This window comes from Gordonia sp. L191 (genome assembly GCF_030077625.1).
In the GTDB taxonomy this organism is placed as follows: domain Bacteria; phylum Actinomycetota; class Actinomycetes; order Mycobacteriales; family Mycobacteriaceae; genus Gordonia; species Gordonia polyisoprenivorans_A.
Genome location: NZ_CP125996.1, coordinates 859,950 through 879,438 on the forward strand (window position 1 = coordinate 859,950; position 19,489 = coordinate 879,438).

A 19,489-nucleotide genomic window follows, 5' to 3' on the forward strand; every position below is an offset into this window, starting at 1 on the left:
ACGGATTTGGTCGACGACGCCCGGCTCGGGTAACCTCGTTCCCGGTGTGACGCGCGTTGACGCGTCGTATCGGTTCAACCAGAGACCGTTGGTCATCGGGAGCGATCCCGATCGAAGGATGACAGCAATGTCGGCGGCCCACGCAGGGAGAACGAGGAAGAAGCTCGATCATGCCTTGACCGGTGTGTTCGCCAGTGTGACGCCCCGTGCCTCTGTGTGCCGGGGCGTCTCGTCGTTTCGAGGGCTACGTGCCCTCCGCGACGCCGCGTCTTTCCGAACGCCCCTGCGTTGAACTCTGACCAACTCAACTCGAGTGATGAGGAAGGAGGCGAAGTATGGCCAAGTCCGACAAGGTCGCCGCAGTCGCGGAGATCGCAGAGCAGTTCGAGGGCGCTACGGCGACGGTCGTCACGGAGTACCGTGGCCTGTCCGTCAGCCAGATCACCGATCTGCGTCGTTCCCTCGGTGAGGGCGCAACCTACTCCGTCGCCAAGAACACCCTGGTGAAGCGTGCCGCCGAAAAGGCGGGCGTGGAAGGGCTCGACGAGCTGTTCAGCGGTCCGACCGCAATTGCCTTCATCGAAGGCGAACCGGTTGTGGCCGCCAAGGCGATCAAGAACTTCGCCAAGGACAACAAGGCTCTCGTCATCAAGGGCGGATACATGGACGGCCGTGCGCTGTCCGTGGCCGAGATCGAACAGATCGCCGACCTTGAGACCCGCGAGGTCCTGTTGGCCAAGCTCGCCGGTGCCATGAAGGGCAACTTGGCAAAGGCTGCCGGCCTGTTCAACCAGCCGGCGTCGCAGGTGGCGCGTCTCGCCGCGGCCCTGCAGGAGAAGAAGAACGAAGCCGGCGAATAACTCGCCGCACCACAAACATCCCCACGGGGATCACCACGACCCCGTGTGGGGCTTGAATAGGAAGGACGCCAACCATGGCGAAGCTCACCGCTGACGAGCTCATCGATCAGTTCAAGGAACTGACCCTGCTGGAGCTCAGCGATTTCGTGAAGAAGTTCGAAGAGGTCTTCGAGGTCACCGCGGCCGCTCCGGTCGCCGTCGCCGCTGCCGGTGCCCCGGCCGCTGCCGCCGAGGCCGCTGCCGAGCAGGACGAGTTCGACGTCGTGCTCGAGGCTGCCGGCGACAAGAAGATCCAGGTCATCAAGGTCGTCCGTGAGGTCGTCTCGGGTCTGGGCCTCAAGGAGGCCAAGGATCTCGTCGAGGGCGCTCCCAAGGCGATCCTGGAGAAGGTCGACAAGGATGCCGCCGAGGCTGCCAAGGCCAAGCTCGAAGAGGCCGGCGCCAAGGTGTCCGTCAAGTAAGCTTGCTTACTTGCGCAGTGTGACCGTCAAGTAGGCGTGCTTACTTGCGCAGTGTGACCGTCAAGTAGGCGTGCTTACTTGTGCGGTGTGACCGTCGACTGACGGTGCATGTCCCGAACCCGGGACGGAGACATCCGTCCCGGGTTCGTTGCTGTCACGGGCAGTTGCTGCGGCGGGAGGCTTGCGGGTGGTGGGAGCGGGACGGACTAGTATCACCCCGCGTGACTGCTCCTGTGTCCCGTCGTGCGTTCACGACGATCAACGTCGTCGGGGTCGTGGTGCTCGTCCTGGGGGTGTGCCGCGTCTTCGGCCAGCCGTGGCTGGTGCACCTCGGGCCCACCAAGTACTGGGGTCCGCCGGTGGATCTGCAGATCTACCGCTATGGCGGCCAGTTCCTGTTCCACGGGCAGCACCTCTACGACGGTCCGATGCCGCAGGCGAACGACAGCATTCTGCCGTTCACCTACCCGCCGTTCGCGGCGGTGTCCTTCGTGCCGATGAGCTGGATGCCGGTGCGCTTGCTCTCGGTCATCTTCCTGATCCTCGGATGTCTGCTGACGTGGTGGCTGATTCGTATCCTGCTGCGTCGCGTCGGATGTGGTGACCTGCCGATCGGCTGGTCGATGATCCTGACCGGTGTGGCCTTCGAACTCGAACCCATCCGCATCACCCTCGACCTCGGTCAGATCAACCTGATCCTCGCCGGCCTGGTCATCGCCGACACCCTGTGGGACCGGCGCCCCGCGTGGGCCGAACCGTATCGGGGACTGCTGGTCGGTATCGCCGCGGCGATCAAGATGACCCCGGCCGTCGTCGTCATCTATTTCATCGCGCGCCGGCAGTGGCGGGCGGCGATCAACGTCGTCGTCGGCTTCCTGGTGGCGACCGGTATCGCGTGGGCGATCACGCCGTCGGACACGTGGAAGTACTGGACGTCGACGGTCTTCGATCCCGAGCGCATCGGTGGACTGGCCTTCGTCTACAACCAGGGCATCGCCGGGGTGCTGGCGCGCACCGGGATGAGTGACAGCGATAGGTCGCACTGGTGGTTGCCGTTGTGCGCGATCGCAGGGCTCTATTGTCTGGCTCTCGCGTGGTATCTGGCCAAACGTCGCGAATACGAGCTGTGCTTCCTGGCGGCGTGGGCGGTGGCCCTGCTGGCCACCCCGGCCGCCTGGATTCACCACTGGGTGCTCACCTCGGTGTTCATCCTGGTGTTCGTCACCATCGGTGTCCGGGCGTTGCGGGCCAGACGCGGCGACCGGCGTGGTGCGGTCTTCCTCGGACTGGGCATCCTCGGCCTGATCGCGCAGCTCCCCGGACCGTCGCTGTCACTGCCGAGCGCGCAGCTCAACGAACTCCGTTGGGGCTGGTGGGAGATCATCTACGGCAACTCGTCGCTGATCTGGCTCGTGCTGATCCTGCTCATCTCCTGGTGGTTACCGCTCACGCGGGTGCGCGAGGCATGGGAGCCCGGGTCAGGCGGGCCGGAGGCAATCGAATCCGGCCACCCCGAGGACGCATCCGGCCACCCCGACAGCATCGTCGGAGGCGCCGACGCAGAGATTTCCGACGACCACGAGGAGGGCCCTCGCGCGGTCCTGAACCGGTGGGCTGCGCCACCGCAGCGACGGTAGGGAGCGCCATCGCACTCCGACGGCGACGATGGAACCGGGCCCACTTTCCATCGGACCGTTTCATCGGCTAGTGTCATCGCCCGAGGGTAAGTTACCGGTTGGTAGATTTCTTTCGCGTCCACGCTGTGGGTCTTCGGTCCACGTGTGTGGGGGGTGCTGTTGCTGTGGTCGGATACAGTGACCTCAACCACACATGTCACCGAGGGGTGGACTCTCGCACCGGCGGGAGCTCATTGGGGGCAGCGAACTTCTGGAGGAAACCGTGGGTGTTGAGGTCAGCGTTGAGGGGCTCACCAAGTCGTTCGGCTCGCAGAACATCTGGCGTGATGTGACCCTGACCTTGCCGGAAGGCGAGGTGTCGGCACTGCTGGGTCCGTCGGGTACCGGTAAGTCGGTGTTTTTGAAGACGTTGATCGGTTTGCTGCATCCGGAGCAGGGGTCGGTGATCATCGATGGCACCGACATCACCCAGTGTTCGGCCAAGGAACTCTATGAGATCCGCAAGTTGTTCGGTGTGTTGTTCCAGGACGGTGCGTTGTTCGGGTCGATGAGTTTGTATGACAACATCGCGTTCCCGCTTCGTGAGCACACGAAGAAGAAGGAGAACGAGGTCCGCGACATCGTGATGGAGAAGATCGACCTGGTCGGTCTGGCCGGTGCCGAGGACAAACTGCCGGGTGAGATCTCCGGTGGTATGCGTAAGCGTGCCGGGTTGGCGCGGGCGTTGGTGTTGGATCCGCAGATCATCTTGTGCGACGAGCCGGACTCGGGTCTGGATCCGGTGCGTACCGCCTACATTTCGCAGCTGTTGATCGATATCAATTCGCAGATCGATGCGACGATCCTGATCGTGACGCACAACATCAACATCGCTCGGACGATTCCGGACAACATCGGGATGTTGTTCCGCAAAGAGTTGGTGATGTTCGGTCCGCGGGAACAGCTGTTGACCTCGGAGCAGCCGGTGGTCAAGCAGTTCCTTTCCGGTGATCGGTTCGGCCCGATCGGTATGTCGGAGGAGAAGGACGAAGCGGTCCAGAAGCAGGAAGAGGCGATGCAGGCCGCGGGTATCGGTGGTGGCGGCACCAAGGACGACTTCTCGGAGATCATCCCGCAGGTGCAGCCGAATCCGGGTATGCCCCAACGCAAGGCTGTTGCCCGCCACCGCGAACGCGTCCTGGAACTGTTGCCCTCACTTCCGGAAAACGCCCAGCGCGCCATCCGCGAGTCCATGGCGCAGGAGGACGAGATCCGCGCCCAGGCACAGGCCCACGGCGCCGACATGGCCGAGAACGGTGCAGGCGGCGCCGCCGCCGCACATGCCGGCGGATCCGGTCAGGGGGAGTGGAGCTCGGCCGGTGGCGTCGCCACTGCAGAAGCCCCCACCGAGGTCTACGAGTTCGCCGGCAACGACGCACCCACCCAACAGTGGGACGTGCCGCCGGCCGCCCAGACCGACCAGCCCACCGAGCAGATCGACACCACCAAGAAACCCCGACACGGCGACGGGCGGAGCTAACCGAGAATGGCCAATGCCACCACGCGTGGCGCCGACAAGATCGCGCAAGCCGGAACGAGTGCACTTGCCCAGGCGGGCAACATCGTCCAGCTGTTCGTCGACGTCGCGCGTCAGACCTTCGTACGGCCCTTCCAGTGGCGCGAGTTCATCCAGCAGGCATGGTTCATCGCCAGCGTCACGATCCTGCCGACCGCGCTCATCGCGATCCCGTTCGGTGCGATCGTCTCGCTGCAGACCGGTTCGCTGATCAAGCAGCTCGGAGCGGAGTCGTACACGGGTGCCGCGAGTGTGCTGGTGGTGATCCAACAGGGATCGCCACTGGTGACCTCGCTGCTGGTGGCGGGCGCCGCCGGGTCGGCGGTCGCCGCCGACCTCGGTTCGCGCACCATCCGTGAGGAGATCGACGCGATGGAGGTGCTGGGCATCAACCCCGTCCAGCGCCTGGTGGTCCCGCGTGTGCTCGCGATGATCCTGGTCGCCGTGCTGCTCAACGGCCTCGTCGCAGTCGTCGGTATCGGCGGCGGCTACTTCTTCAACGTCGTCGTCCAGGACGGCACCCCGGGCGCCTATCTGGCGTCGTTCGGAGCGCTCGCGCAGCTCCCCGACCTGTGGATCTCGACGATCAAGGCCGCGATCTTCGGTGTGCTCGCCGGGGTCATCGCCGCCTACAAGGGACTCAATCCCAAGGGCGGCCCCAAGGGCGTCGGTGACGCGGTCAACCAGAGTGTGGTCATCACCTTCCTGCTGCTGTTCCTTGCCAACCTGATCATCACGGCGGTCTACCTTCAGATCGTCCCGCCGAAGGGAAGTTAGGCGTGTCCGGTGGTGGTGGAGTGACGATCGCCAAGAGTCGTCCCGAGTATTACCTCTACGAAGTACGCAAACTGGCCGGCAAGCCGTTGAAGGTCCTCGACGGCGCAGGCGAACAGATGTCCTTCTACGGACGGACGTTGGCGTGGATCCCGAAGACACTCGTGCACTACACGCGCGAGGTGCTGCGCCTGCTGGCCGAGGTGGCCTTCGGTACCGGCGGCCTGGCCGTCGTCGCGGGCACCGTCGGCGTGATGGTGTTGATGTCGGGATTCACCGGCGTCGTCGTCGGCCTGCAGGGGTATTCGGCGCTCGACCAGATCGGTTCGCAGGCGCTGACCGGCTTCCTGTCGGCCTACGTCAACACCCGTGAGGTGGCACCCCTGGTCGCGGGGCTGGCGTTGTCGGCGACGGTCGGGTGCGGTTTCACCGCACAGCTCGGTGCCATGCGCATCTCCGAGGAGATCGACGCCCTGGAATCGATGGCGGTGCCGTCGATCCCGTTCCTGGTGTCCACACGCGTGATCGCCGGTTTCATCGCGGTCATCCCGCTCTACGTGCTCGGCCTGCTCGCGTCGTATCTGGCCTCCCGGGAGATCACGGTCATCTTCAACGGCCAGTCCGCGGGCAACTACGACCACTACTTCAACTTGTTCCTGCCGCCGGCCGACGTGCTGTGGTCCTTCGGCAAGGTGCTCATCTTCGCGTTCGTCATCATCCTGGTGCACTGCTATTACGGCTACTACGCCAGCGGTGGTCCCGCGGGCGTCGGCGTGGCGGTGGGGCACGCCGTTCGTGCCGCACTCGTCCTGATCGCGGTGCTTGACTTCTTCCTCGGACTGGCGATCTGGGGCACCACCACGACCGTCAGAGTGGGAGGCTGATCGATGGGGACCGTGCGCCGCAGACTCCTCGGCGTCGCCTTCCTGGTCGTCGTCGCGCTGTTCTTCGCGGTGACGATCATGAAGTTCAACAAGACCTTCACCGACTTCACGACCGTCACGCTCACCACCGACGCCGTCGGCAACGCGCTGCCCGCGAATGCCGACGTCAAGGCCCGCGGGGTCGTCGTCGGTGAAGTCCGCAGTATCTCGCCGGCGCCGAACGGTTCGGTCGACGTCGAATTGGGCCTCAACCCCGACATGGCCAAGCAGATCCCCGAGGCGACCACCGCGCGGATCCTGCCCAAGACCCTGTTCGGCGAGCGCTACGTCGATCTGCAGCTGCCCGCCTCCGGCGGACCGGGATTGCAGAACGGCGACGTCATCGCGACCGACAAGAGCGGTAACGCCGAAGAACTGCAGCAACTGTTCGACAAGCTGCTCCCGGTCCTACAGGCCATCCCGCCGCAGGATCTCAACGTGACGCTGACCTCGCTGTCGCAGGCATTGCAGGGCCGCGGCGAGGAGCTCGGCACCACCATCGACAACCTCAACAAGGTGTTCGTCGGCATCAACGGGGTGCTGCCCGACCTGCAGGGCACCCTGCGGGGTCTGGCGAGTTTCTCGCAGACCTACTCCCAGGCGCTGCCCGACGTCATCGACGCCCTCGACAACTTCCGGACCACGTCGAACACCATCGTGGAGCGCCAAGGCGACCTGCGGACGTTGATCGCGACCCTCGGTGTCGCGGCCACCGACACCACCGGCTGGTTGCAGCGCAACGGCAACAACCTCGTCGACCTGTTCGTCGACTCCGAGCAGTTGCTCACCGGTCTGGCCAAGCAGTCACCGACCTTCCAGTGCACCTTCCACAACTTCGCGACCCTGATCCCGGAGTCGCAGAAGATCGTCGGTGCCGGCACCGCCAATCCCGGTGTGCGCGTGAACCTGCAGTTCGTGAACCCCCGCGGACGCTATCTCCCGAACCAGGACGAGCCGCGGTTCTTCGACACCGATCCGCCCGCGGTTTGCTACGAACCGCCGACCAACGGCCGCCCGTTCCCGCAGTACCCCGGCGGTGGACTGGCCGACGGCTCCTACCAGCCGCCGTCGCGTAACCCCGGCCCGCGGACGATGCCGAGTCTGCCGCAGCCGCAGTTCACCACCACCCCGGTCGGACTGATCAAGCCCTCGCCGTTCGACGACCCGTCATTCCGGACCCAGCTGAAGCTGATCTACGGCTCGGCCAGCGGTACCCGTCCGGACGACGTCCCGACCTGGATCACCATGATCGGTGGTCCGGCGCTGGCCGGCGCGGAGGTGCACATCCAGTGAAATCCGTTGTGGGACCGCTGATCAAGCTGATCACGTTCGCGGTGATCACCGTGCTCGCGACCAGTCTTCTCGCCCTGACGATCGCCAATGCCGGCGGCGACGGCGACAGCAAGTACAGCGCCGTGTTCGACGACGCCGCCCTGCTCAACAAGGGCGACGACGTGCGTATCGCCGGTGTGCGCGTCGGTCAGGTCACCGACGTCGCGGTGTACGACCAGAACAAGGCGATGGTGAAGTTCAACATCAACCGGTCGTCGCTGCCGCAGGGTGCGCAGCTCTACATCCGCTACCGCAACCTCACCGGCCTGCGCTACCTGGCCGTCGAGCGGGGTGCGGGTACCTCCGATGCGACCGTGGCACCGGGCTTCACCTTCGGCACCGACCCGAACGTGCGCGACACGCATCCCGCGGTGAATCTCACCGAATTGTTCAACGGGTTCAAACCGCTGTTCCGTCAGCTCTCGGCCGCCGACGTCAACAACCTCGCCGACCAGATCATCAAGATCTTCCAGGGCGAGGAGGGCAACATCTCCACGTTGATCTCGAGCACCTCGTCACTGACGAACTCGCTGGCCGACCGCGACAAGGTGATCGGTGAACTCATCACCAACCTGACGTCGGTGCTCAACACCGTCAATCGCAACGACGCGAACTTCAAGTCGCTCCTGGACAACACCGAGCAACTCGTGACCGGCCTTGCGGCGCAACGCGGTTCGGTCGGATCGGCGATCGCCTCGGTATCGAACCTGACGACGGTGACCGCGTCGATCCTGTCGCAGACCAGGCCGTCGATCCAAGGCGACATCGCGGGTCTGAAGTCGCTGGCCGACCAGATCAACGCGCGCAACAAGGACGTGAACCAGATCCTGAACAATCTGCCGGTCAAGCTCCAGAAGATCGGCCGCGCGGCGACCTTCGGGTCGTGGTTCCAGTTCTATCTGTGCGGCATCGACGTCGTGGCGGGCAACGGCAAGTCGACGCTGCTGACCCAGCCGGCGGTGCCGCTGCCCGACATCAATCATGTGCTCTACACCAGCGCGGCGACCCGCTGCTGGAAAGACAACAGGCCAGGGGGGTGAGAGACGAGATGACGGATAACAGCAACCGCGGCAACGACGCGGACGATACCGGTGCGCAGGCACCGAAGAAGTCCCATCCGCATCGCCGCTTCGGCGGTCGGCGCAGTCCGGTCTCCATCGGCGGGATCGGCATCCTGATCCTGCTGATGGCCGCGGTCTCCGCGTTCTATCTGACCTCTCTCCCGCTGGTCGGGCAGGCCGCCACCTACACCGCGAAGTTCACCGAGGCCGCAGGCCTCAAGGCGGGTAACGAGGTCCGCGTCGCCGGCGTCAAGGTCGGCGAGGTCAAGGACGTGACCCTCGACGGTGACCGGGTCGATGTCAGGTTCCGGGTGTCCAACACCTGGATCGGCAACCAGACGCAGGCGTCCATCCAGATCAAGACGGTGCTGGGACAGAAGTACCTGAGCCTCAATCCGCGTGGCAGCAAGCAGGCCGATCCCGATGTGCCGCTGACCGATACGGTCTCGCCGTACGACGTCATCGAGGCGTTCTCCGACGCGACGACCCAGATCGAGGACCTCGACACCAATCAGTTGGCGCAGTCGATGCGCTCGCTCTCGGATGCCTTCTCCGGAACCGCGGGAGACATGGGGCCCGCGCTCGACGGCATCGCGCGGTTGTCGAACACCATCGCCAGCCGCGACCAAGAGGTGCAGAAGCTGTTGCAGGCGACCAAGGACACCTCCAAGATCCTCGCCGACCGCAACCAGACCTTCGTGCGGCTGATCGCCGGTGCCGGGCAGCTGCTCGACGAACTCAACAACCGGCAGAAGAACATCTCGGCGCTGCTCGCCACGACGACGACGCTGTCGACGGCGTTGACCGGCATCGTGCGCGACAACGAGGCGCAGATCGGACCCGCGCTCGACTCGCTCAAGGGCGTCAACGAACTGCTCACCAAGCAGAACGCCAACCTGCGCGCGACGATCACGAACATGGCGCCGTTCTATCGGCTCTACGCCAACGTGCTCGGCAATGGTCGGTGGTTCGAGTCGGTGGTCACCAACCTGCTACCCCCGGCGCTGCCGCAGCAGAACACCACCCGACTGCCCAACAAGCAGGCCAACCAGAACAACGGCGGAACGGGGGCCACCGGATGACCACCGCACCGGATCTGACGAACACCTCCGGCCCCGGCCGGTGGTTCACTCCGCGCCACATCGTCTACATCGTGTTCGGCGCGATCATCGCGCTGATCGTCGCCGGGGTGTTGTGGTGGGCGTTCTCGCTGATCGGCACCACCAAGGTGACCGCCACCTTCCACCGCTCCGTCGGCATCTACGAGGGCACCGACGTGCGCGTGCTCGGGGTGTCGGTGGGCAAGGTGGATTCCGTTGAACCCGACGGTGATTCGGTCAAGGTGACGATGACGGTGGATCGTGGTGTGGATCTGCCCGCCGACGTCAAGGCCGTCCAGATCATCCCGTCGGTGGTCGCCGACCGCTTCGTCCAGCTGACGCCCGCCTACTCCGGCGGACCCAAGGCCGGCAAGGATGTCACCCTCGGACTCGACAAGACGATGGTCCCCGTCGAAATCGACCAGGTCTATTCGAGTGTGCAGAAACTGTCCGAGGCGCTCGGCCCCGACGGCGCCAACAGCAAGGGCGCGGTGAGCCAGCTCATCACCACCGGTGCCGACAACCTGCAGGGCAACGGTGAGAAGCTCGGCGCGGCGATCGAGAATCTGTCCAAGGCCAGCACCACCCTGTCGGACTCGCACGGCGACCTGTTCGACACCGTCAAGAACCTCAACACCTTCGTCGGCGCGCTACGCGAGAACGACACCCAGGTGCGCCAGTTCAACACGCAGATGGCCGATTTCAACAGCTTCCTCGCCGGCGAACGCCAGCAACTCGCGACCGCGTTGAACAAATTGTCGATCGCTCTCGGCGACGTCGCCGGGTTCATTCAGGACAACCGCGAACAGATCGGCCAGACGCTCAAGGATCTACAGCCGACGACGCAGGCCTTGCTCGACACCAAGACGTCGCTGAAGGAGATCCTGACGGTGCTCCCGCTGACACTGAGCAACCTGATCAACGCCTACGACGCCGAGTCCGGCACGCTCGCGATGCGTCTGACGATCCCCGATCTGCAGAATCTGCTTGCGGCGCAGTGCAAGTTCCTCGACCTCGGTCAGCTGCTGCCGGGCAACCCGGCCGCCACCCAGTTCAGCGACACCCTCGCGCCGCTGATCAATCAGTGCACCAACATCGCCAATCAGGTCAACGACAAGGTCCTCACCCCGATTCTGCCCATCCTGCCGTTCGGCATCATGAGCAACGGCAAGCTGCAGCAGTATCCGGTCCCGGGCACCGTGCCCGGCACCCCGGACACGAGTCTGAACCCGGGGCCGAGCACGGGCCGCACGCCGGCCTCGACCACCGCACGGCCGTCGACGAGCCGTCCGGCGTCGACGACGGCCCGACCGGGAACGGGGGGCAACTGACATGGGGCATGAGACGAAGCGCTCGCGTCCGTCGCTGCGCACTCGGTTGACCGGGACACTGCTGAGCCTGGCCACCGTGGTGCTGGTGGCCGGTTGCGGCAGCAACGGCATCCAGTCGATCCCGCTGCCCGGCGGCGTCGACGTCGGCGACAACCCGCGGACCTACACCATCCAGTTCAGCGACATCCTGGATCTGGTCCCGCAGTCGATGGTGAAGCAGAACGGCGTCGCCGTGGGCCGCGTTACCAAGGTCGAGGTCCCCGACAACGAGTGGTACGCGCTGGTCACCATCAAGGTGAAGCACGAGATCGACCTGTCCGACCAGGCACAGGCCGCGGTGCAGCAGACCAGCCTGCTCGGCGAGAAGTTCGTGGCCCTCGACGACCCGGCGGAGGTCGGCAACGCGCCGCGCCAGCCCGACGGCCAGCCGATCCCGCTGGCGCGGACCCGCACCGCCACCGACATCGAGCAGGTGCTCGGCGCGTTGTCGATGTTGCTCAACGGTGGTGGCATCAACCAGCTGGAGCCCATCGTCACCGAGCTCAACAAGGCCTTCGACGGCCGCGCGAACAACGTCAAGAGCTTGCTGAACAACGCCTCGGAACTCATCTCGGGTCTCAACAAGCAGCGCGACGACATCATCAGCGCGATCGACGGGCTCAACACGCTCTCGGCACGGGCCAATGCGCAGACCGATCAGATCAACCGCATCCTGCAGCAGCTGCCCGCCGGTATCGCCGTCCTCGAACAGCAGCGTCCGCAGTTCGTCGACCTGTTGACCAAGCTCGACAAACTCGGGCAGGTGGGCACCGATGTCCTCGGCCGCGCCCGCGAGTCGATGATCACCGATCTCAAGGCGCTGCGACCGGTGTTGACCGAATTGTCCAAGGCCGCGCCGGATCTCATCACCGCCGCGCCGCTGATGCTGACCCACCCGTTCCCCGACTCGTTGCTGCCCGCGGTGCAGGGTGACTCGACCAACCTGTTCATGACGTTGGATCTGCGCACGCTGAACCAGCTCGAGGCGCTCGGTGTGGGCCAGGGCAACCCGGTCTATTCGCCGCCGGAGCGGCACTATGTGCCGGTCAACCCGTCGAACCCCTATTACAAGGGCAACGGGCCGCGCTACGGCTGGCCGACGATCACCCTGCTGCCGCCGGCCGCGAACTCGCGTCCGGGCCCCAACACGCCACCGTCGGGCGGCACGTACCCGGCCAACCCGGCGTCGTTCGCCCCGGTCCCCGCCCAGGGGCAGGGACTGCTGGACAAGACGCTCGCACAGATGGGGGTGGGCGCATGATCGGCAAGCTCGCCAAGATCCAGCTGCTGGTGTTCGCCGTCGTCGGCATCGTCGCGATCGTCTACGTCGGCGCGAAATACGCGCGGCTCGACAAGCTCGCCGGCATCGGCAACTACACGGTGACCGCGGAGATGAAGCAGTCCGGCGGTATCTTCACCAACGCCGAGGTCACCTACATGGGCATCCCCGTCGGCCGGGTGGGCGCGATGACGCTGACCGCCGACGGCGTCGACGTCAAACTCGACCTCAACTCCGGTGGTCCCAAGATCCCGGCGTCGTCGAAGGCCGTCGTCGCCGAGCGGTCGGCGATCGGTGAGCAGTTCATCGACCTGCAGCCGTCGGGGTCGACATCCGGGCCGTACCTGGGCAACGGGTCGACGATCTCACCCGACAACGTCTCCATCCCGGCGCCGCTCGAGGACGTCGTCGCCTCGGCCATCAACTTCACCAACTCGATCCCGATCGACGATCTGCACACGGTGATCACCGAGCTCGGCAAGGCCTTCAACGGGCAGGGCGACAACCTCTCCCGTCTCGTCGACTCGCTGAACACGCTCGCCAAGGCAGGCGCGGACAACCTGCCCCAGACGATCTCGCTGATCCAGAACTCTGATGTGGTGCTCTCCACCCAGGCCGACCAGTCGGATGCGATCCTGACGTGGTCGCGCAACCTGAACCTGATCACCGCCACGCTGGCGTCGTCGGATCCCGATCTGCGACGTCTGCTCACCACGGGCACGGCGTCGGCGACCCAGATCTCGGCGCTGATCCAGAAGAACGGCGGCGATCTGGGCAAGGTGGTCGGCGACCTGTCCGAGGTGTCGCGCACGATCCAACCCGCGACGTACATGACGTCGGGAACGTTCGCGATGCTCTCGGCGCTCTCGGCGGGCAGCCACAGCCCGGCACCCGGCGACGGGCAGATCCACTTCGGCATCGTGCTCGAGACCAACAACCCCCCGGCGTGCACCAAGGGGTACGAGAGCACCTACAAGATGATCGACGAGATCAAGAAGAAGGACCCGACCTTCGACATCCGATACGACGATTTCCCGTTCAACACGAACGCGTCGTGTGATGTGCCGTTCGGTAATCCGACGGGTGTGCGCAGCGCCAACCGCGTGCAGTACGCCAACCCCGACACCCCGCAGCCGTGGGACAACACGCCCAAGAAGGACCCCGACAAACTGAACCTCAATCCGCTGGCCACCCAGCTCGCCTACCTGTTGGGTGTGCGACCGGTGAACCCCGGCGGATTCGGGTACGGCGTCGGCCAGTGACGAAACACGCTGGATGACGGGCTGTTCCCGGCCCGCCGATGACGCCTGTTCGATGATGAAGGAGCGATTGGCAACCTCTCAGGTCCGATCGTTACAGTGACGCGCGATGACGACGAAGAGTGACCCGAAGCGGTCCCGTACGCCCCGAAAGGGGACCGACGAGCCCGGTGCGGCGGGCGGACGAAGCTCCGCTGCCGGTGCCGCGGCAGCCAAGGACGTTCCGACGCCGCGCAATGCGGCGATGCTGCACAACATCCTGGGCGTCGCGGTGATCGTCGTGCTGGTCGCCGCGATCGCGTGCGCCGGCTGGTTCGGGTACCGGGCCTATGAGGCCTACGCGGTGGCGGCGCCGACCCAGCAGGCACGCGACGACGCGACGGGCGCCGCCGAGCAGGCGATGCTCAACGTCACCACGATCGATCCCAAGAACATGAACACCTTCAGCCAGCGACTGCAGAGCAGTTTCGCCGGTGACGCCCTCGATCAGGTCCGCCAGCAGGTGGCCGGCACGCTCGACCCGCAGCTCCAGCAGGCCGGCAGCCAGGTGGGGTCGACGACGTCCCGGGTGGTGCGATCGGCGCCGACGCAGGTGAACGCCGACGAGGGCACCGCCCAGGTCCTGGTGTACGTCGCGGTGACCGGCAAGATGCCGGGCCAGGCGTCGGAGACCCCGAACACCATGGGGTTCCTGGTCGGCATGCAGAAATTCGGTGACACGTGGAAGGCGGTGAAGGTGAGCCCGCTCGACGGGATCTCCTACGCCGACGACGGATCGTCGGGTACCGGAACCGACAGCAGTGGCGGCACACCCGCCCCGACGGATGCACCGGCAGGGGGTAACTGATGGCGCGCACACCAGGGCAGCGCAAGCCCGGATACCGCCCGAAGGTCGCCGGGTCGCGACGCCCGGCCGATCAGGTCACGGACGCGACGGCCATCGATCAGGTCACGGACGCGATGGCGACCGACGCGACGGCGACCTCCGCAGAAGAGAAGGCCGCCGAGAAGCCGGTGCCCGCCGAGAAGCCGGTGGCAGCGGAGACGATCGCAGCGAAGCCGGTCGTCGATGAGCCCGAGGATGTCGATGAGCCCGAGGATGCAGAGTCCGACACGGTAGAGCCCGAGGCTGCAGAGCCCGAGACTGCATCGATCTCGCTGACCAAGAAGGACTCCGACGCCGAGGCAACCGACGCCGAGGCCACCGACTCCGACGTCGACGCCGCCACCGAACCCGAACGTCCGACCGGCAAGACGCGGCCGGTGTCGCGGGTGTCGACCATCAAACCGCAGCCCGACGCGGCGCGGCGCGCACAAGGAAACACGCAGCGCGGCAACGGGATCGGTCGACGCGGGCCGGGTCGTGACAGGTCGGCCGACAAGGAACGGGCCGCTGCGCGTCGCGCCGAGCGGGGATGGTTCTCCGGTCGCGTGATCGCAATCATCGCAGGCGTGGCCGCCCTGTTCGCGATCGCCGCCGTCGTCCTCGCACTGCATCCGGGCGCGAACGTCGGCGACAACAAGGCCTTCATCGATCAGGCCGCGACCACCGACCTCACCTCGCAGGCGCAGTCGAAGTTCTGTCAGGTCCAGGGCGCACGCAGCAAGGACTTCGACAACTGGGCCGCCTCGGCACGGACCGCCCTCACCGGCGACGCCCTCAAACAGTTCAATCAGGGGCTCCCGACGATCAAGGAGCAGTTCGGGCAGCAGGACGTCACCAACGACTGCAAGGTCGACGCCGTCGGCGTCACGAGGCTGTCCGGCGACTCCGACGGCTCGACCGCGGATGTGATCCTGAACTTCGTCGCCTCGGGTACCGCCAACGGCGCCCCGACGCAGAGCGTCATCGGCCGCTACCAGCTCGGTCTGGTCAAGCACGGCGATCAGTGGCTCATCCAGAGCTACACCGACATCTGAGGCCTCGCGAATCCGTGTCGACTTCGGGTTTGTGTGCCCTGCAGGACACACAAACCCGAAGTCGACACCGTTGTGGACGGCGTCCGGCGCGCCCGGATCCGCTCCCCAGCAGGTTCAACACACGATTTCTTCCACAAATCTGCGCGTAGCGCTTGACGTGACGGCGTCGGCGGGCCAATCTGTCACCAGCGAAGATCGCGGGTGGCAGCCACACTGCGCGGATTCGGTTCACGGCGTCGCTGCCTGCAGTGTGATCACTGCTTGACACGATGCCCTCTTTTCCTGCTATAGTTGGACGTTGCGCTGGCTGCCTCCTGTCCATCTATCGATCCTCCTTCCGGCCACCTTGTGTGAGCTGCGGTGATCGCCGATCCAGGTTTGTCACCAGCGAACGGCCCATCAGCCACGCCACACAACGCACGGCAGTGAACACATCGTGTTGGAAGGACGCACCTTGGCAGTCGACCGCCAGTCCACCTCAACCACCATCCCTGGCGCACCACACCGCGCCTCGTTCGCAAAGATCAGCGAACCCTTGGAGGTACCGGGCCTCCTCGACCTCCAACTCGACTCCTTCGAATGGCTCGTCGGTTCTCCCGAATGGCGCGCGAAAGCGATTTCGCGCGGCGACGAGAGCCCGACCGGAGGCCTCGAGGACATCTTGCACGAGCTCTCGCCCATCGAGGACTTCTCGGGTTCGATGTCGCTGTCCTTCTCCGACCCGCACTTCGACGAGGTCAAGGCCTCCGTCGAGGAGTGCAAGGACAAGGACATGACGTACGCGGCCCCGCTGTTCGTCACCGCGGAGTTCATCAACAACAACACCGGTGAGATCAAGTCGCAGACGGTGTTCATGGGCGACTTCCCGATCATGACCGACAAGGGCAGCTTCATCATCAACGGCACCGAGCGTGTCGTGGTGAGCCAGCTCGTGCGCAGCCCCGGCGTGTACTTCGATGCCACCATCGACAAGACCACCGAGAAGACCCTGCACACCGTCAAGGTCATCCCGAGTCGTGGCGCATGGCTCGAGTTCGACGTCGACAAGCGCGACACCGTCGGTGTCCGTATCGACCGCAAGCGCCGCCAGCCGGTCACCGTGCTGCTCAAGGCGCTGGGCTGGACCACCGAGGAGATCAGCGAGCGCTTCGGGTTCTCCGAGATCATGATGTCCACCCTGGAGAAGGACAGCGCCGCCAACCAGGACGAGGCACTGCTCGAGGTCTACCGCAAGCTGCGTCCGGGCGAGCCGCCGACCAAGGAGTCCGCGGAGAACCTTCTGGAGAACCTGTTCTTCAAGGAGAAGCGCTACGACCTCGCGCGCGTCGGCCGGTACAAGGTCAACAAGAAGCTCGGCCTCACCGACAACCCGATGACCGGCGAGGCGGTGCTGACCCGCGAGGACATCGCCGCGACCGTCGAGTACCTGGTGCGTCTGCACGACGCCGACCCGCACACCGTGTCGTTCGCGAAGGTCGCCGGCCCCGAGGGGCTCGACGTGCCGATCGAGGTCGACGACATCGACCACTTCGGCAACCGTCGTCTGCGTACCGTGGGCGAGCTGATCCAGAACCAGATCCGCGTGGGCCTCTCGCGTATGGAGCGTGTCGTGCGTGAGCGCATGACCACCCAGGACGTCGAGGCGATCACCCCGCAGACCCTGATCAACATCCGTCCCGTCGTGGCGGCGATCAAGGAGTTCTTCGGTACCAGCCAGCTCTCGCAGTTCATGGACCAGAACAACCCGCTGTCGGGTCTGACCCACAAGCGTCGTCTGTCGGCGCTGGGCCCGGGCGGTCTGAGCCGTGAGCGTGCCGGCCTCGAGGTGCGCGACGTGCACCCGAGCCACTACGGCCGCATGTGCCCGATCGAGACCCCGGAAGGCCCGAACATCGGCCTGATCGGCTCGCTGTCGGTGTATGCGCGGGTCAACCCGTTCGGCTTCATCGAGACCCCGTACCGCAAGGTCGTCGACGGTGTCGTCTCCGACACCATCGAGTACATGACCGCCGACGAGGAGGATCGATACCTCATCGGTCAGGCGAATACCGCCTACGACCTCAACGGCAACATCACCGACGAGCGCGTCCTGGTCCGCAAGAAGGGCTCCGAGGTGGAGTTCGTCGACGCGGCACAGGTCGAGTACCTCGACGTCTCGCCGCGCCAGATGGTCTCGGTCGCGACCGCGATGATCCCGTTCCTCGAGCACGACGACGCCAACCGCGCACTGATGGGTGCGAACATGCAGCGTCAGGCCGTGCCACTGGTGCGCAACGAGTCGCCGCTGGTCGGTACCGGCATGGAGTTGCGTGCCGCCGTCGACGCCGGCGACGTCATCGTCTCGTCCAAGACCGGTGTGATCGAGGAGGTCTCGGCCGACTACATCACCGTGATGGCCGACGACGGCACCCGCGACACCTACCGGATGCGCAAGTTCGCGCGCTCCAATCACGGCACCTGCGCCAACCAGCGTCCGATCGTGGACGAGGGCCAGCGCGTGGAGGCCGGTCAGGTCCTCGCCGACGGGCCCTGCACCGAGAACGGTGAGATGGCCCTGGGCAAGAACCTGCTCGTGGCGATCATGCCGTGGGAGGGTCACAACTACGAGGACGCGATCATCCTGAGCCAGCGGCTCGTGGAGGAGGACGTGCTCACCTCGATCCACATCGAGGAGCACGAGATCGATGCCCGCGACACCAAGCTCGGTGCCGAGGAGATCACCCGCGACATCCCGAACGTCTCCGACGAGGTGCTCGCCGATCTCGACGAGCGCGGGATCGTGCGCATCGGTGCGGAGGTCCGCGACGGCGACATCCTGGTCGGCAAGGTCACCCCGAAGGGCGAGACCGAGCTGACCCCGGAGGAGCGTCTGCTGCGTGCCATCTTCGGCGAGAAGGCCCGTGAGGTGCGCGACACCTCGCTCAAGGTCCCGCACGGCGAGACCGGCAAGGTCATCGGTGTGCGCGTGTTCAGCCGTGACGACGACGACGATCTGCCGCCCGGCGTCAACGAGCTGGTCCGCGTCTACGTGGCGCAGAAGCGCAAGATCCAGGACGGCGACAAGCTCGCCGGCCGCCACGGCAACAAGGGCGTCATCGGCAAGATCCTGCCCGCCGAGGACATGCCGTTCCTGCCGGACGGCACCCCGGTCGACATCATCCTCAACACCCACGGTGTGCCGCGTCGTATGAACATCGGCCAGATCCTGGAGACCCACCTCGGGTGGATCGCCAAGGCCGGCTGGAACGTCGACGTGGCCGGCGGGGTCCCGGAGTGGGCGTCGAAGCTGCCCGAGGACATGTACTCGGCGGCTCCCGACACCAACACCGCCACCCCGGTGTTCGACGGTGCCCGCGAGGAGGAGCTGACCGGACTGCTGTCCTCGACGCTGCCCAACCGCGACGGTGAAGTCATGGTCAACGGCGACGGCAAGGCCACGCTGTTCGACGGTCGTTCCGGTGAGCCGTTCCCGTACCCGGTGTCGGTCGGCTACATGTACATCATCAAGCTGCACCACCTCGTCGACGACAAGATCCACGCACGCTCAACCGGTCCGTACTCGATGATCACCCAGCAGCCGCTCGGCGGTAAGGCCCAGTTCGGTGGCCAGCGCTTCGGTGAGATGGAGTGCTGGGCGATGCAGGCCTACGGCGCCGCCTACACCCTGCAGGAGCTGCTGACGATCAAGTCCGACGACGTGGTCGGCCGCGTGAAGGTGTACGAGGCGATCGTCAAGGGCGAGAACATCCCCGAGCCCGGTATCCCCGAGTCGTTCAAGGTGCTCCTCAAGGAGCTCCAGTCGTTGTGCCTCAACGTCGAGGTGCTCTCGAGTGACGGTGCCGCGATCGAGATGGCCGACTCCGACGACGAGGATCTCGAGCGCGCCGCCGCCAACCTGGGAATCAACCTGTCGCGCAATGAGTCCGCGACGGTCGACGACCTGGCGAACTGATCAAAC

General features: G+C 65.5%; 15 protein-coding genes. All 15 read left to right on the forward strand.

The window, feature by feature from the left end; genetic code table 11:
• The first annotated feature begins 335 nt into the window (after window positions 1-335).
• The 15 genes from rplJ (at window position 336) to rpoB (ending at window position 19,483) form a co-directional block, all read left to right on the forward strand.
• Window positions 336-860, forward strand: coding sequence for a 50S ribosomal protein L10 (gene rplJ / locus QNM97_RS03980; RefSeq protein WP_208792306.1), 525 nt, complete (start codon window positions 336-338; stop codon window positions 858-860).
• Between the two features lie 74 nt (window positions 861-934).
• Window positions 935-1,321 (forward strand): 50S ribosomal protein L7/L12, encoded by a 387-nt coding sequence (rplL, locus tag QNM97_RS03985; RefSeq protein WP_283821687.1) that lies wholly within the window; start codon window positions 935-937, stop codon window positions 1,319-1,321.
• Between the two features lie 221 nt (window positions 1,322-1,542).
• Window positions 1,543-2,958: a glycosyltransferase 87 family protein gene (locus QNM97_RS03990; protein ID WP_283821689.1), complete on the forward strand. Its 1,416-nt coding sequence runs from the start codon at window positions 1,543-1,545 to the stop codon at window positions 2,956-2,958.
• A gap of 262 nt (window positions 2,959-3,220) precedes the next feature.
• Window positions 3,221-4,477, forward strand: coding sequence for an ABC transporter ATP-binding protein (locus QNM97_RS03995; protein ID WP_283821690.1), 1,257 nt, complete (start codon window positions 3,221-3,223; stop codon window positions 4,475-4,477).
• Between the two features lie 6 nt (window positions 4,478-4,483).
• Window positions 4,484-5,290, forward strand: a complete 807-nt coding sequence (locus tag QNM97_RS04000) for an MlaE family ABC transporter permease (RefSeq protein WP_283821691.1) — start codon at window positions 4,484-4,486, stop codon at window positions 5,288-5,290.
• Window positions 5,291-5,292: 2 nt separating this feature from the next.
• A complete protein-coding gene (locus QNM97_RS04005; RefSeq protein ID WP_283821692.1) occupies window positions 5,293-6,171 on the forward strand; it encodes an MlaE family ABC transporter permease in 879 nt (292 codons plus the stop codon).
• A 3-nt stretch (window positions 6,172-6,174) separates the two neighbouring features.
• On the forward strand, window positions 6,175-7,503 hold the full coding sequence (locus QNM97_RS04010; protein WP_283821693.1) for an MCE family protein: 1,329 nt from the start codon (window positions 6,175-6,177) through the stop codon (window positions 7,501-7,503).
• The gene (locus QNM97_RS04015) at window positions 7,500-8,582 is read left to right on the forward strand and encodes an MCE family protein (RefSeq protein ID WP_271353984.1); all 1,083 of its coding nucleotides are present in this window, start codon (window positions 7,500-7,502) and stop codon (window positions 8,580-8,582) included. The genes QNM97_RS04010 and QNM97_RS04015 overlap by 4 nt, the downstream gene beginning before the upstream one ends.
• Window positions 8,583-8,590: 8 nt before the next feature.
• Complete coding sequence (locus QNM97_RS04020) at window positions 8,591-9,685, forward strand: MlaD family protein (RefSeq protein ID WP_283821694.1); 1,095 nt, start codon at window positions 8,591-8,593, stop codon at window positions 9,683-9,685.
• The gene (locus QNM97_RS04025) at window positions 9,682-11,034 is read left to right on the forward strand and encodes an MCE family protein (protein WP_283821695.1); all 1,353 of its coding nucleotides are present in this window, start codon (window positions 9,682-9,684) and stop codon (window positions 11,032-11,034) included. The genes QNM97_RS04020 and QNM97_RS04025 overlap by 4 nt, the downstream gene beginning before the upstream one ends.
• Window position 11,035: 1 nt before the next feature.
• Window positions 11,036-12,334: an MCE family protein gene (locus tag QNM97_RS04030; RefSeq protein ID WP_283821696.1), complete on the forward strand. Its 1,299-nt coding sequence runs from the start codon at window positions 11,036-11,038 to the stop codon at window positions 12,332-12,334.
• Window positions 12,331-13,614: an MCE family protein gene (locus QNM97_RS04035; RefSeq protein ID WP_283821697.1), complete on the forward strand. Its 1,284-nt coding sequence runs from the start codon at window positions 12,331-12,333 to the stop codon at window positions 13,612-13,614. The genes QNM97_RS04030 and QNM97_RS04035 overlap by 4 nt, the downstream gene beginning before the upstream one ends.
• Window positions 13,615-13,720: 106 nt before the next feature.
• Window positions 13,721-14,458: a hypothetical protein gene (locus tag QNM97_RS04040; protein WP_283821698.1), complete on the forward strand. Its 738-nt coding sequence runs from the start codon at window positions 13,721-13,723 to the stop codon at window positions 14,456-14,458.
• On the forward strand, window positions 14,458-15,531 hold the full coding sequence (locus QNM97_RS04045) for a hypothetical protein (RefSeq protein ID WP_283821699.1): 1,074 nt from the start codon (window positions 14,458-14,460) through the stop codon (window positions 15,529-15,531). The genes QNM97_RS04040 and QNM97_RS04045 overlap by 1 nt, the downstream gene beginning before the upstream one ends.
• Window positions 15,532-15,985: 454 nt before the next feature.
• Complete coding sequence (rpoB, locus tag QNM97_RS04050; RefSeq protein WP_283821700.1) at window positions 15,986-19,483, forward strand: DNA-directed RNA polymerase subunit beta; 3,498 nt, start codon at window positions 15,986-15,988, stop codon at window positions 19,481-19,483.
• Window positions 19,484-19,489 lie beyond the last annotated feature (6 nt).

What these genes read in the sequence shown, in the direction of transcription:
- QNM97_RS04000 (WP_283821691.1), top strand. Translation starts at nt 4,484, where the DNA reads ATGGCCAATGCCACCACGCGTGGCGCCGACAAGATCGCGCAAGCCGGA.
- QNM97_RS04040 (WP_283821698.1), top strand. Translation starts at nt 13,721, where the DNA reads ATGACGACGAAGAGTGACCCGAAGCGGTCCCGTACGCCCCGAAAGGGG.
- QNM97_RS04045 (WP_283821699.1), top strand. Translation starts at nt 14,458, where the DNA reads ATGGCGCGCACACCAGGGCAGCGCAAGCCCGGATACCGCCCGAAGGTC.
- QNM97_RS04010 (WP_283821693.1), top strand. Translation starts at nt 6,175, where the DNA reads ATGGGGACCGTGCGCCGCAGACTCCTCGGCGTCGCCTTCCTGGTCGTC.
- QNM97_RS04020 (WP_283821694.1), top strand. Translation starts at nt 8,591, where the DNA reads ATGACGGATAACAGCAACCGCGGCAACGACGCGGACGATACCGGTGCG.
- QNM97_RS04035 (WP_283821697.1), top strand. Translation starts at nt 12,331, where the DNA reads ATGATCGGCAAGCTCGCCAAGATCCAGCTGCTGGTGTTCGCCGTCGTC.
- QNM97_RS04025 (WP_283821695.1), top strand. Translation starts at nt 9,682, where the DNA reads ATGACCACCGCACCGGATCTGACGAACACCTCCGGCCCCGGCCGGTGG.
- rplL (WP_283821687.1), top strand. Translation starts at nt 935, where the DNA reads ATGGCGAAGCTCACCGCTGACGAGCTCATCGATCAGTTCAAGGAACTG.
- QNM97_RS04030 (WP_283821696.1), top strand. Translation starts at nt 11,036, where the DNA reads ATGGGGCATGAGACGAAGCGCTCGCGTCCGTCGCTGCGCACTCGGTTG.
- rplJ (WP_208792306.1), top strand. Translation starts at nt 336, where the DNA reads ATGGCCAAGTCCGACAAGGTCGCCGCAGTCGCGGAGATCGCAGAGCAG.